10 protein-coding genes are annotated in these 13,775 nt (G+C 61.0%); 5 read left to right on the top strand and 5 right to left on the bottom strand.

Going from position 1 to position 13,775, the window contains the following annotated elements; genetic code table 11:
- The first annotated feature begins 738 nt into the window (after window positions 1-738).
- From TX79_RS19310 to TX79_RS10470, 4 genes are all read left to right on the top strand, one after another.
- Entirely contained in the window at window positions 739-1,593 is an 855-nt protein-coding gene (locus TX79_RS19310; protein ID WP_049927394.1) for a sugar transferase, read from the top strand.
- 334 nt (window positions 1,594-1,927) lie between these two features.
- Complete coding sequence (locus TX79_RS10480) at window positions 1,928-3,349, top strand: nucleotide sugar dehydrogenase (protein ID WP_081655537.1); 1,422 nt, start codon at window positions 1,928-1,930, stop codon at window positions 3,347-3,349.
- The gene (locus tag TX79_RS10475) at window positions 3,342-4,304 is read left to right on the top strand and encodes an NAD-dependent epimerase/dehydratase family protein (RefSeq protein ID WP_049927391.1); all 963 of its coding nucleotides are present in this window, start codon (window positions 3,342-3,344) and stop codon (window positions 4,302-4,304) included. Before TX79_RS10480 ends, TX79_RS10475 begins: the two co-directional genes overlap by 8 nt.
- Before the next feature lie 213 nt (window positions 4,305-4,517).
- Window positions 4,518-5,951, top strand: a complete 1,434-nt coding sequence (locus TX79_RS10470; protein WP_195892489.1) for an oligosaccharide flippase family protein — start codon at window positions 4,518-4,520, stop codon at window positions 5,949-5,951.
- Window positions 5,952-5,979: 28 nt separating this feature from the next.
- Here the strand turns inward: TX79_RS10470 and TX79_RS10465 are convergent, their stop codons facing one another.
- From TX79_RS10465 to TX79_RS10450, 4 genes are all read right to left on the bottom strand, one after another.
- A complete protein-coding gene (locus TX79_RS10465; RefSeq protein ID WP_081655536.1) occupies window positions 5,980-6,819 on the bottom strand; it encodes an FkbM family methyltransferase in 840 nt (279 codons plus the stop codon).
- A 274-nt stretch (window positions 6,820-7,093) separates the two neighbouring features.
- A complete protein-coding gene (locus TX79_RS10460; RefSeq protein WP_049927388.1) occupies window positions 7,094-8,386 on the bottom strand; it encodes a glycosyltransferase family 4 protein in 1,293 nt (430 codons plus the stop codon).
- A gap of 19 nt (window positions 8,387-8,405) precedes the next feature.
- Window positions 8,406-9,392 carry an NAD-dependent epimerase/dehydratase family protein gene (locus tag TX79_RS10455; protein ID WP_049927387.1) on the bottom strand — a complete coding sequence of 329 codons (987 nt, stop codon included), beginning with the start codon at window positions 9,390-9,392 and terminating at the stop codon, window positions 8,406-8,408.
- On the bottom strand, window positions 9,389-10,654 hold the full coding sequence (locus tag TX79_RS10450) for a nucleotide sugar dehydrogenase (protein WP_081655535.1): 1,266 nt from the start codon (window positions 10,652-10,654) through the stop codon (window positions 9,389-9,391). The genes TX79_RS10455 and TX79_RS10450 overlap by 4 nt, the downstream gene beginning before the upstream one ends.
- Before the next feature lie 456 nt (window positions 10,655-11,110).
- Here TX79_RS10450 and TX79_RS10445 point away from each other — a divergent pair, with 456 nt between their 5' ends.
- A complete protein-coding gene (locus tag TX79_RS10445; protein WP_049927385.1) occupies window positions 11,111-12,514 on the top strand; it encodes a sulfatase-like hydrolase/transferase in 1,404 nt (467 codons plus the stop codon).
- Here the strand turns inward: TX79_RS10445 and TX79_RS10440 are convergent.
- Window positions 12,502-13,728 carry a glycosyltransferase family 4 protein gene (locus TX79_RS10440; protein WP_049927384.1) on the bottom strand — a complete coding sequence of 409 codons (1,227 nt, stop codon included), beginning with the start codon at window positions 13,726-13,728 and terminating at the stop codon, window positions 12,502-12,504. The genes TX79_RS10445 and TX79_RS10440 overlap by 13 nt on opposite strands.
- Window positions 13,729-13,775: the final 47 nt, after the last annotated feature.

The following is a 13,775-nucleotide window of genomic DNA, read 5'->3' as shown; positions in this document are numbered from 1 at the left end:
GTTTTTATCGTCGCATCGACGGTCGATCGGTCAGCGACGGCCGTCCCGTAATCTCGCTGTACCCCGTCCATCCGCGGCACCTATCGACCGGCTAACGTTCTCGACAGCCGATATTAAATGTCAACTTAAAAAACACTTATCCGCGCCAGCGGAAAACCGTGCCTCGAGATGACGACGAACCGAGCGGCAGTGCTCGATACCAGGAAGCGGGTCGACGCCGCTATCTCGGCGACGTTCGGAGCGCCAGGTGATATCTCAGCCGACGACCGAATACCCGCGAGAACGGCCGTCCAGGCCGATCCGACCCGTACGATCGGAAGGCTCGAAACGGACGATGCCCCGGTTCGTCGTGGGACAGACACCGAGCAGAACTCTCTCGTCGCCACCTGTCTGGCCGTCGCTCTACTCGGAATCGTCCTCACGCTCCTGGCAACTGTTGGGACGAGTGACCCCGCTTCCGGGGCGTCCGTGGCAGCCCTATCCCTTGTATCCTCATCTCGAGGGGCCTCCAGGAACGATCGGATCGCTATCGTCGGGGACGACCCCGCATTGATCGAGGAGGCGATCCGCTCGCTCCCGAGGGACCCAGTCGGTATCCTCGCTCCCCCACGATCCTCGGGCGCGGGCGGGTCGGGTGACGCCACCGACGGATCGCAGTCCTCGACCCCAGTCCCGGATGGCAACGGTTCGAGTTCGACGGGTCACGCGATAGCGGACGACGAAGACGGTGACCCCCCAATGGTCATCGGCGTGGGTCGCGAGGGCCGCTCCATCGCGAAGCGTCGAACGGAGAGCTGGTCCCAGCTGGCAGAGACGCTTCGCGATCGGGACATCGATACGGTCGCCCTCGCGTTCGCGTCCCCCGACCGACGGGGCTTTTTCGGTACGTTACGACTCTGTCGAGAACTCGGCCTCGACGCCCTCGGCCACCGGCGACACGCCGATTCGATACTCGTCGCTGGCGACGGGCCGGGGGAGTTCGTCGAGATCGACCTCGAGCCCTGGGGGCCGCTCGAGTCGCTGGTGAAACGGGCGTTCGACGTCGCAGTCGCGGGGACGGCGTTGGTCGTCCTCGCGCCGGTCGTCGTGCTCATCGCGCTCGCGATCACGATCGAAGGCGAAGGGCCGGTCTTTTTCACGCAGCAACGGACGTGCCGTCTCGGGCGCACGTTCGAACTGCGGAAGTTCAGAACGCTCAAACCGAAGGAAGGAGGCGAGGTCGGAACCGTGATCGACGAGGATCGCCAGACGCCGCTGGGCCAACTTCTCAGAACGACTCACCTCGACGAAATTCCGCAGTTGTGGTCGATCCTCGTCGGCCGCATGAGCGTCGTCGGTCCCCGTCCCGCTCAGACGAAACTCGAACCGGAGTTCGAAGCGAGCGCCCCGCAGTGGCGACGCCGATGGTTCGTCAAGCCTGGGCTGACCGGACTCGCACAGATATCCGGCGCGACGAGCCAGGAACCGGCCGAGAAACTGGCGGCCGACCTGCAGTACGTCCGTGATCGGTCGTTCTGGTTCGACGTGCGCATCCTGCTGGGCCAGTTCCGGAACGTGTTCGCCGATCTGGCGGACCTCGTCCGCCGCTCCTGACTCGAGCAGCGGTGGTGTCGTTGATCGAACGGAACGAACGATCACCTACGCCGCGAAGCCGGGATCGGAACTCGATCTCGGGGCTCGAGGAGTCCTCGCCAGTGAGCGACGGATCGATCCTAACCGGTGCCTACCGCTCGACCGATCGGCGGTCAGTCGGAGTCGGCCCGGTTCGAGTCGGATTACGAACGCGCTTCGAGTCTTCGTTCGACCTCGTTCGATCACCCTTCCGCGACCCCACCGACGTATTAGCCCGTAACGACGCCACGTAATCGCTCCAATTCGTGCATAACGGTAACGACCCTTTTTAAGCAACTGGCCTGATTCGAGCGCTATGCCTGATCGAGGCAGTGACACGACAGCTTCTAGTCGGCCTAGTCGCGACCGCTCTCGAGTCGCGTGCGTCGGCATGGGGTTCGTCGGCTACCACTCGGCGGTCGGATTCTGCACCGCCGGCCGACGGGTAGTCGGGGTCGACAAAGACGAGGCGTTGGTCGAATCGATCCGACGCGGGACCCACCCCTTCGAAACCGATACGTTCCGGGAACACGTCACCGACGGGCACTGTACCGTCACGACGGACATCTCGGACGCTGCCGACTGTGATACCTACGTCGTCAGCGTGCCGACGCCGCTCGACGAGGCGTCCGATCCCGACCTGTCGGCCCTCCGGTCGGCCTGCCAGAGCGTCGGGACGGTCCTCGAGCGGGGTGACCTGGTGGTGATCCAGAGTACGATCTATCCCGGCTGTAGCCGCCGCGAACTCGTCCCGGTACTCGAAACGTCGGGCCTCGATGCGGGCACCGATGTCGGCGTCTCACACGTCCCCGAACGGTACAGCCCGGGCGACGATCGGTCCAAGTCGGCACCACGCGTCGTGGGTTCGATCGACGACTGGTGGCGTGGGGAGACCCTGGCCCTCTACGAGGACGTCACCGACTCGGTCGTTCCGGTCTCGTCGCTCGAGGTCGCCGAGGCGATCAAACTCGTCGAAAACGTCCAGCGGGACGTCAACATCGCCATCGTCAACGAAATCGCACGGGCGCTGGACACCCTGGGCATCGACACCTGGGAGGTGATCGACGGGGCGGATACGAAGTGGAACTTCCACCGGTACGAGCCCAGACTCGGCGTCGGCGGACACTGCCTCCCGATCGATCCCCACTACTTCGAGGCCGCACTCGAGGGGTACGAGGCCGACCTGGACCTGGTGCCGACCGCGCGCGAGATCAACCGGTCGATGCCGACCTACTACGGTGACTGGATCGTCCGCGCCCTCGAGTCCCTCGGGAAATCGCCCTCGATGGCCGAGGTCGCCGTCCTCGGTACGGCGTACAAACCGAACGTCGAGGACACGCGGAACAGCCCGGCAGTGACGCTGGTCCGAACCCTCCGCGAGAACGACGTTCAGGTCTCCACCTTCGATCCCAACTTCGAACCGAACGCGGAGATCGAATCGACCGGATTGTACAACGAGTCGACGCTCCCACCAACTATCGAGAACGCCGACGTCGCCGTCTTCGGGGCCGCACACGACGAGTTCCAGCACCTCGAACCGGACGCGATGGCGACGTGGATGGCCGAAGACCCGATCGTCGTCGACTTCGCCCGGTTGCTCGATCCGGACGCAGTCGAAGCGAGCGACCTGACCCGGTTGCGAGCGCTCTCCCTCGAACCCGGTCGGCCCGCCACGCAGCCTCGATCCGGGCCAGAAGCGACCGCCGAAGTCGGGCCACAGGAGGGAGACCATGATTAGCGACGCACGCGTCCTCGTCACCGGCGGTGGCGGATTCATCGGCAGCCACGTCGCCGAACGACTCGCCGACGAGAACGCGGTCACGATCCTCGACGATTTCTCGAGCGGCGAGGAGGCACACGTCCGGTCGTTCCCCGCCGACCGGGTTATCGAGGCCGACGTTCGCGACGAGAGCGTCGTCCGGTCGGCAGTCGCCGACCACGACGTGGTCGTCCACATGGCCGCGATGATGGGCGTTCGGCGAACCCTCGAGCGACCGCTCGAGGTGCTGCGCGTCAACCTCGACGGCACCCGGACCGTGATAGAGGCCTGTGTCGAATCGGACGTCGACCGCGTGCTCTTCGCCTCGACGTCGGAGGTCTACGGCGACGCGCCGGACGTCCCGTACGCCGAAGACGACGTCAAATCCCCGGAGACGAACTACGCCGTCGCGAAACGCGCGAGCGAACGGTTCGTACGGGCGTACTCGGAGACGCACGGTCTCGACCACACCATCCTCCGCTACTTCAACGTCTACGGACCGCGACAGGACTCCTCCGAGTACGGGTTCGTCATCCCGAAGTTCGTCGACCGGGCGCTCTCCGGAGCACCGATCGAAATCCACGGCGACGGCACGCAGACCCGTGACTTCACCTACATCGACGACGCCGTCGACTGTACGCTCGCAGCGCTTGGTCCCGCGGGACGAAACGAGACGTTCAACGTCGGCACGGGCTCCGAGACGGAAATTCGTGCGCTCGCGAACGCGGTCGCCGACGCCGTGGGCGACGCCGAAACCGTCCACGTAGAGCACCCGCGGCCGTACGTCATCGAACGTCGCCTCGCGGACGTGAGCAAGGCGACGTCGAAACTCGGCTACGAACCCGAAATTCCCTTATCCGATGGTATTGCTGCGACCGTCGACTATCTGGAAGCCCATCGTAATCACGCCGATTGCCGAACGTCACAGACGTAAACGGGTGAAACCGGACCGTGAACTGGTGCGTCGATCATCGTTCCCGCTCTGTCGGCGATTTGTCGGCTACTACCGTTCGAGGCTCGTTTCTCCGCTGTAACGCCTTCCTAATCACCAACGTTTTTCCCTGGTGATAGAGGCCGTACGACAACTGTGCGTGTACGAGAGATCGTACCGAGTCATCCGCTGTTCGCTAAATCGGTCGTGATGCTGATGAGCATCGCGCTGGTCGGTACGGTGATCGGGAAGCTGTTTCGGTATTTCCTTCAGTTTTTTATCGCCCGCGGGTTAGGGGCTGGAGCAGTCGGCTTTTTCGCCTTCGGTTTGGTCGTTCTTCAGATCGGGGCCACATTTGCTCGTGCCGGATTCGACGTTGCAGCAGAGAAGTACGTCTCGATACACGAATCGGATGGAGACGAACGGAAGCTAACTGGTGCAGTGTTCTCGACGTTTCTCTTCTCGATCGGATTCGCGATCGTGACGGTACTCGTCCTCAACATCGGACTCGAACTGTTCGAAACCGGCTACGAAGCGTATCGACCAGTCATTCGGCACTTTTCGGTTGGTATCCCGCTTCTCGCGTTAATGATGGTAGGGATGCACGCGACTCGAGGATTCAAAGAGACGAAGTACTCCGTCTATACGCGTGATATCGCTCAATCGGGCCTCGCAGTGACACTCATTGCGATCGTCTCGTTCGCAGTGTCGGATTTACGGCTTGTGATCTACAGTTACATCCTTTCGCTAGCGGTTGGCGTCGTTCTCGTCGTATACTATCTCTACCGGTTGGGCGCGTTCGCCGCGTACGCGAACCCGGTGCTACAGTCGCGTGAGATCCTCACATTTTCGCTCCCGTTATTATTTGCGGGTGTCAGTTCGACCGCTGCATCGTGGATCGATATCCTGTTTCTCAGTGCGTTTGTCTCGCCCGACAATGTGGGCATCTATCAGATAGCGTTTCAGACGTCCATGCTGATGACCACCATCATCTATGCAGCGAATATGATCTTTCCCAGTCTTATCGCGGATGCATACAGTAACGGTAATCGAACGTATCTGAGGGACCTGTATACGTCAATCACGAAGTGGACTGCGTACGTCACCCTCTTTCTTTCCCTCTTTCTGGTAGTATTCTCGTCTGAAATCCTGTCGCTATTTGGATCGGAGTTCACGGCCGGATCGAGTACACTGATCGCCCTCATCGGCGGCCAGGTAATTGTCGCGAGCACCGGCCCGAGTGGATTCGTGCTCAAGATGACGGAGTTCGAACGGTTGGAGTTGTACAATTCGATCGGAATGCTCGTGCTGAACGCCGCCCTCAATTACGTTCTCATACAGTGGTATGGGATTTTCGGAGCGGCTATCGCGACCACCTTCTCCCTCGCTACGCTCAACATCGCTCGCCTGCTCGAGGCGAAATACTACGTGGGGGTGCTCCCGTACTCCCTAGATTACTGGAAGGGGGTCGCTGCCCTCTGGCCGCCGCTGCTCGTTTTCCTCTTGGTTTCGGAGGTGCTCACGGGGATAGCTGCACTGGTCGTGTCCGGCACGATCGGAGGCGTCACGTTCCTCGCTATTATCTATTTGCTTGGGTTAGAGAATCGGGATCGCGTGCTCATTGAAGCAATCGAGCAGGAGGAAATCTGATTGCCCTGCTCGTCTACGTTTCGTCACCTCACGCGTCTTCGTGTCGAGCGAATACGATTCCGTCCTCAGTGGCAGTCGAATAGCCGCGTTCCTGCAACATATCGGTCACTTCTCCAGCGGTCGTTGTTCCACGACGTTCCGGCCCACAATCGACGGCCAGTTTTTCGATCTCCCTTGAACGTGCCCCGCGGAGAACCTCCGGTTCTCCCCCCTCCGCATCGATTTTCAGGAAGTCGATTGACTCGAGTCCGTGCCGGGGTGCGAGTTCGTCAAGGCGATAGGCAGGGACCTCCACGGAATGCCCCAAAGCCTCGTCGTCGATGTCGATTAGTGAGTGATCGCTTGCGTCTACGCCGAGATGCAACTGTAGGGTGTTCGATTCGTGCCACAGTGCACCGTGAACGACAGTTACGTTGTCCAGTTGGCTCGTATTGAGTTTGAGCGCGTGAAGCGTCGCGGGACTCGGTTCGACGGCGAGAACTGTGGATGCTTTTGCTGCTGCTGCCCTTGTAAACGCGCCGACGAACGCTCCACCGTCGACCACGACGTCGTCCGATTCCAGTTCGACGAACCCGTCTAACGTATACTTCTCTACCATGTTCCCCGTATATCCAGTCGCGACGTGACGGTACTGTCCGGCGTGAGGACAGCGAGGAAAGTGATATGCATCACCTGTCTTTCGATTGACGGCAATCCACGTCTCGCCATTCGGCTTCACGGTGACGAAATCGTAATCCGGGTGTATTGCGTGAAGGACCATCTCGTACGGAATCGCAACCGGTGACGGAAGCAGGCTCCCACCTTTAGAAAGCGTCTCTGCGACTCCGTCTTGTAAAACCGAGTCGATAGCGCTGGATGCTGTAGCCATACCCTCACACACCGGCTAACGGATATATTGTTACGACACTGTTACATAGTCCCCCCTCGAGTCGACCTGATTTAACACACCGTTGGTGATCCACCACACGTAGTTCAAGTGATATGGTGACGTTCACTAGCTCGAGAATCGCTATCGTTCGACGAGCCTAAAACCGGTTACGAAATCCAGTACTAGCAGAGGACCCGATATGATTGGTGCGTTCGTTCCCGAGCGACAATACGGGGACAGGTTCTAGTTCTCGACTCCCGAAACGCCTTTGCACTCATCCCGATCGACCGGCCTGCACCGGCATACTCGGCTTCGACGTTGGTTCCGAGGCGATCGTTCGAACGACATCGTGGTATTCGTCGATCGCAGCGTTTTTCGTATATCCGCTCTCAAAAGCGTTCCTCGCAGCGTTCCCCATCTCAATCACTCGCTCCGGGTTCTCGAGCCAGAACCGAACGGCCTCTTCGAGTCCCTCCGCATCGCCCGGTTCCACGACGAGACCGCAGTCGGTTCTCTCGACGACTCGAGCGATCTCGGAAGTCGGCGTCGCGACGGCCAGTACGGCCTGCCCGCTCGCGAGCGCAGTGTAGAACTTGCTCGGGACGCAGAGTCCTTCGACCGCTCGGCGCATCGTCACCAGCGAGACGTCGCCGCTCGTAAGGGACTTCGGAAGCTCCTCTTCCGGCTGATACGGCAAAAACTGTACCGACTCGAGGTCGCGCTCGCGGGCCATCCGCTGTAGTTTCTCCTTCGTTCCGCCGTCACCGATAAAGACGAACTCGAAGCCAGTCACATCGTCGTCCTCTTCGAGCGCGGTCGCTGCTTCGAGGACGCTCTCGAGCTCGTGGTGGCGACCGAGGTTACCGGAGTAGAGGACCGTCAACTGTGCGTCGAACCCGTGTCGGCGTGCGAACTCGTTGTCGGCTTTTTCGGTGGGTTCGATGAACTCACCGTCTTCCCAGTTGTGGATCACGCGTACCGGGATGGGTCCGTACTCCGCCTGGATCCGTTCGGCCATGCGTTCACCGATCGTGACCGTCAGTTCGGCCTTCGGGTACGCCCGACGGTTCAACCAGTCCCAGACGCGTCTGATCGGGCTGTCCGCCTCGAGATAGTCGAGTGCGACCGCCATCGAGGGGTAGAGGTCCATGACGATCGGGACCGGCCGGTACCCTCTGTATCGAAGCGGCCATCCGGCGATCGGCATGAACGTCGGGGACGTCGGTAACAAGAGGACGTCGCCTCGCTTTCGCACTGCGAGGTAGACGAACGCCGCGAGAAAGAACGACAGTTCGTTTAGCATGCGTTTCGCCAGCCCGGCGTTCCGGTCGAACCGCGTCGCCGGAAGCCGTCTAATCTGGACGCCGTCGACGACCTCCGACGTCGGCTGTTTCGACGTTCGGTCGTCGTCGGTGTAGGATGGCTGGGTCGTCACGACGGTAACGTCCACGCCTCGATCCGCGAGGCCGTAGGCCACGTCCGACAACAGGATAGAGTTCGCGGAGGTATCCGGATCGAAAAACTGGCTCACGAGCACGACCGACGGGGAGGAAGCGTTCGAACTCATCGTACGATCGATCCCTCCATCAGTCGAGATACAGTTCGTCGACCTCGTCGATACAGCGTTCGAGCGAATCCTCGAGTTTGACCTCGGGCTGCCAGCCGAAGTCCTCGGCGGCCTTCTCGACGACGGGAACCCGTTCTTTCACGTCGTCGTCGTAGATCGGTACGTGTTCGAACTCGAGGGGTTCGTCCTCGAGCAAGCCGCGTTCGACGCCCGCTCGGTGAATGCGTCGGGCGAGTTCCTTCATCGTAACCGGTTCGGGGTTGGCCAGGTTGTACGCCTCGTTTTTCGTCTCGTCGACGAACGATTGGGTGGCGATAGCCTCGGCGACCTCGTCGATCCAGGTGAAACACCGGACCTGTTCGCCGTCGCCGAATATTTCCATCGGGTTTTGCTCTTCGATCAGGATCTTTCGGATGAAGTCGGCGAAGACGTGACTCATGCCGGGTTCGTCCTCGCCGCGCTCGTACGGCGTGATGATGTTGAACGGTCGCCAGATAGTGTAAGTGACGTCGTACTGGTCGGCGAACGCTCGACTGTACCGTTCGCCGACGACCTTCGAGAGGCCGTAATCCGTCGACGGGACGAGACTGTCCCAGACGTCGTCCTCGCGATGTGGCGTCTCGTCCTGTTCGTAGACCATCGACGAGGAGATGTAGACGACCCGTGGGACGTCGTTCTCGACTGCTCCCTCGAGCAGGTTTCGGTGGATCGTCAGGTCGTTCGAGAGGATGTCCGCGGGGTACTCGTGGAACCCTTTGACGCCGTAGATCAGTGCCGCTGCGTTTATGATTCCGTCGACGTCCTCAGTCAGTTCCACGGCGACGTCCGGATCCGTGAGGTCGGCCCGAACGTACTCGTAGCGGTCCCGGTCGACGACCCTGGTCAGGTCGTAATCCTCGTACCGCGACTGGTTGTCGACGCCGAGTACGTCGTGGCCCGCCTCGAGGAGGTGGTCGATCGTCCACTGCATCAGCGATCCCTCGCTGCCCGCGACGAGGACGTTCATCGGGCCGTCACCTCCTCGTACTCGTAGCCGTAGAAGTAGCCGTTCGCCGAGTCGTACCGCATGGGTTCCCAGGCACCCCACAGGTCGCAGTAGAGACAGTCGTCGTTGCCGACGAGATCCGTAATCCGGTCGAAGTCCCGAAACTCGTCGTGGGGCGTCATCAGGATCACCCAGTCGCTGTCTTCGATATCGGCGAGGGAATCGTATCCCTCGACGTTCGGTTCGACCTCGACGACGCGCTCGAACCCACGCATCCTGAGCTGTTTGCGCATCTTGAACGAAACGGAGTTGCGGGTGTCGTCCGAGTTGGCCTTGAACGTCATCCCGAGAACGGCGATCTTCTCCGGCCCCGGTCGCATATCGAGCATTCGATTGACGATCTGGGCGGGCATTCCTTCGTTAATCTGATACGACGCCGAAACGAGTTCGTTGTAGGGGATGTTGTCGATCAGGAACCAGCCGTCCTTGGTGAGACAGGGACCGCCGACGTTCGCACCGGGCGAGGGAACGTCGAATCGCGGATAGTCCTCGCTCGTCGTATCCAGTATTCGGTGGATGTTCACGTCGTACTGTTTGGCGAACGACTCCGCGATCAGGTGGAACTCGTTGGCGGCGGCGAACGTGAGGTACCGCCACATGTTGGTAAAGAGTTTTCCGAGTTCCGCCTCCGTCGGTGTCAACCGTAAACAGCGGTCGACGACCGAATCGAACAGTTCGACGGTACGCTCGTAGCTCTCGTCGTCGAACGCACCGACGAGTTGTGGGAGTGACCTGATCTCCTCGATTGCTTTGTGCTGGGCGATCCGTTCCGGCGCGAACGAGAGATACACGTCCTCGCCGACCGTCAGGCCGCGGTCTGCGAGCAAGTCGCGCACGCGATGAGTCATTCCGGGGTAGACGGTCGATCGGAAGACCAGGAGATCCCCCGGCGAGAGGTGTGGAACGGATTCGTCGACCACCTCGAGCAGTCCCTCCATCTGCGGGTTGTGATGTTCGTCGATGGGCGTCCCGAGGACGAAAACGACCGCGCTCGAGTCACGAACCGCGTCCATCCGATCGGTACAGGTGAGTCGACCGGTCTCGAGGGCGCTCTGCAACAACGCTTCGGCCCCGGGTTCGTAGAAGGGGAGCGTCCCTTGCCGGATCGTCTCGAGTTTGTCACAATCGGTGTCGACGAGCGTGACGTCGTGACCGGAATCTGCCAGGACGAGTCCGAGCGGCAACCCGACGTGACCTGCACCACCAATGATACTTACGTCCATAGGCGGCTTACCCCCCAGTCCTGTAATAAGGATAGAGCACGTTTCGAGGTTCTACGGACGATTTATCCGGGATCCGGTACTGTAGGTGGTCGCTGTGTACATCTATTGACTGTGAAAAACCGGACGAATCCGGGTGCTGGGAACTGACTAGTAGTAGCGGGTTCGACCGGAGGCTAGCGTGATCGTCCCGCAATGCACGGATGTGACCGAAAGAGTCCGGGTTGATTGGCCCCCCCCTTCGTCACGAGTCGAAGTCGTCGTCTGTAGCGTTTGCTTATCCCGTCGGTCACTGGCAAACGATCGAAAAGGAATACTCCCTCTGCGTGGTCCTCCGCCCAGAATGGTCGACACATCGACACTGAGTCCGGCGTCTCGAACGACCAAATACCCCCCTAGCGACAGCGCCCGTCTGCAGACGTCTTACGTGTGGGCCGGACGGCAACGATAACCAATATCATGGCTACAGACCGTTCCCCCAACGTCTTCCTGCTCTCGGCGGACTCGTTGAATCAGCAGTCGTTCGCGAACGCTGCCACCGAGATCGCTTCACTGGTCGATGGCGTCGAATTCACGCACGCAGTTGCCACGGCATCGGACACGAATTCCGCGATGCCGGGCCTCGCTGCAGGGGTCTACTCGGATACCGTTCCAGGCTGGGGACTTCCGTCCGATAACGCGCCGACGACGCTCGCAGAGTCGCTCGCGGCAGCCGGATACGACTGCGGACTGTGGAGCGATAACTACCTGTTCGGTGAGCAGTACGGGTACGGCTCGGGGTTCACTGGCGGAAATAGAGGTGAAGCCTCGTGGAAGAAGCAACTCGCCGGAGCATTTCGGGACGGGCCACTCGAACCACTTCTCGGTGCGGCCGAGTGGGCGTACTTTAACGTCTTCAGTCGCATCGCCTCTACCGTCACCGACGACGAGACGTTCTACAAGCCGGCCGAACGGTTACACGACGAGGCGCTCGAGTGGCTCGACAGGAGCCGCGATAGATCCGTTTGTTGCTGGATTCACTACATGGACACGCATCACCCGTATGAACCCCCACGGGAGTATCTCGAGTCGGTGTCGCTCTCCCGAGACTGGGACCGAGTCGAACTCGGCCGAGTGACCAGACAGGCCGTGAAGGCAAACGGTCGGGGCTACTCGTCGGACGACGTTGGCGACGTTCACGCCGCGTACGAGGCGTGTTGTCGGTACCTTCGAGACGAAGTCCTCGAATTCGTTGACGATCTCGTCCGGCGCGAATTCTACGATCCTGACCGGGACGTGCTCGTCTTCACTGCCGACCACGGTGAGTGCCTTCGTCCGGATCAGTACGACATGATGGGGCACGTACCGCCAGCGTTCTGGGAGAACATCGTTCGCGTCCCTCTCGTGATCGCTCGCCCGGACTGGCAACGCGACGTCATCGACGACCAGGTCAGTCTCGTCGACCTCATGCCGACTGTGCTCGAGGCAACGGGCGTAGACGTTCCGGAGTCGACGGAAGGCCGCGCCTGTTCACGACCGAACGAGATGTACCGCGATCGTGCGTTCTTCGTGACCCAATGGGGTGAAGAAGAGCGGGGTTCGATGCGGACCTTCCGCGGCGTTCGGAACGCCGACGGTACCAAAGTGTTCGGTGGAAACCTCGATGGTTCGGACATCGAATTCGCCTGTACGTTCGACGACGGCGACGACGAGATTATCTATCGCGGATCGGGGATCGAACAGGAAGCCCCGGACCGTCAAGCGAGGGATTTGGCCACCGATCTGCGTCAGCGGCGCGGTCCGCTCGTGGACGACGGTACGGTCCCGACCCGCTCTAGCGACGACCTCGAATCGCACCTCCGTGATCTCGGCTACATCGAGTAGTTTTCCTGGGAGGAGCTGTATCCGACGGCCCGTTCGCGTTCGTCCTCCGGGCCACAGGATCGCTGCGACCGCCGCTCGCCGGAGAGATCACGGTAGATGGCATCGATCTCGCCGAAGTACGTGTCGGGGTCGAAGCGTTCTCGAGCGCGCCGTTTTCCGGTTTCTCCGAGGCGACGCCGAACGTCCGGATTCCGTTCGAGGTGTCGAACCCTGTCGGTAATCCCCTCGACGTCACCCGTTTTGTCGACGAGGTATCCCGTCTCACCGTCGTCGATCTGTTCGGGGATCCCCCCACTCTTCGAGCCGATTACCGGCACCCCCGCGGTCATCCCCTCGAGGACCACGCCGGGGAACGGGTCCTCGTGCCTCGGAACGTGGACGAGCACGTCCGCAGCGCCAAGCACCTCCGGAAGATCTTCGTAAAAGCCGGTCAATCGAGCGTTTTGGAGATCCTCGACTCGTCGCTCGAGGCCGTCGGCGTACGCTTCGTGTCCATCCACTCGCCCGCCGACGATGGCGAACTCGATCGGTTCGTCCCGCATTCGTTCGGCTGCCGCGAGCAATCGGTCTTGGGCCTTGTTCTCGACGAGTTTCGAGACCGAAACGACGAGAAACGCGTCTTCGTCGACGTCGAACTCCGTGCGAAACACCTCGCCGTCCGGGAGTGGATCGAACCGTTCGGGCGTCGGCAATCCGTCGTGAAGTACGTCCACGGAACGCTCGTGACCGACGCTTCGAAACATCATGTCCGCCGTCCGGTTCGACACACAGAGTACGCGGTCCGAGAGCGTCGCCCCGATCGTCCCGAACACCTTCCGGAGTTTCGGGGACTCGAGGCAGATTCGGGTATGGGTAAGCGTCCGCACGTCGCTCGTCGCGCCCGCGATGACGGCCGGCAGGTATCGAATCTCGTTAACGTGGAGGACGTCGACGCCCTCGTCGTCGATCAGTCGCCGGAGCTCGCGTACAGCCCGAAGCGACTGAAACGGGTACTGGGCCTGGGCTGCTAACGACTGGCGCTGTACTGGCTCGGCCCAGCAGGTTCGCGTCGTGATTCCGGCGCTCTCGTACCACTCGGCGATCCCATCTCGATCGGGGAGGACCGCGATCGTTTCGTGACCGAACTCTCGCATTCGATCCGCGAGACGAAACATCCACTGGGCGGCTCCGCTGTGGATTTGGGTCGACGTACCGTAGTACAGGATCGTGGCCATCGAAAGTAATCGGAGGTGTCGACGAAGGAAATAGTAAACTTTTGCAT

Origin of the sequence: Halopiger goleimassiliensis, assembly GCF_000455345.1 — an archaeon.
GTDB classification, from domain to species: Archaea; Halobacteriota; Halobacteria; order Halobacteriales; family Natrialbaceae; genus Halopiger_A; species Halopiger_A goleimassiliensis.
Note: the sequence above shows the minus strand (reverse complement) of the source record. Positions and strands in the feature narration are given on the sequence as shown.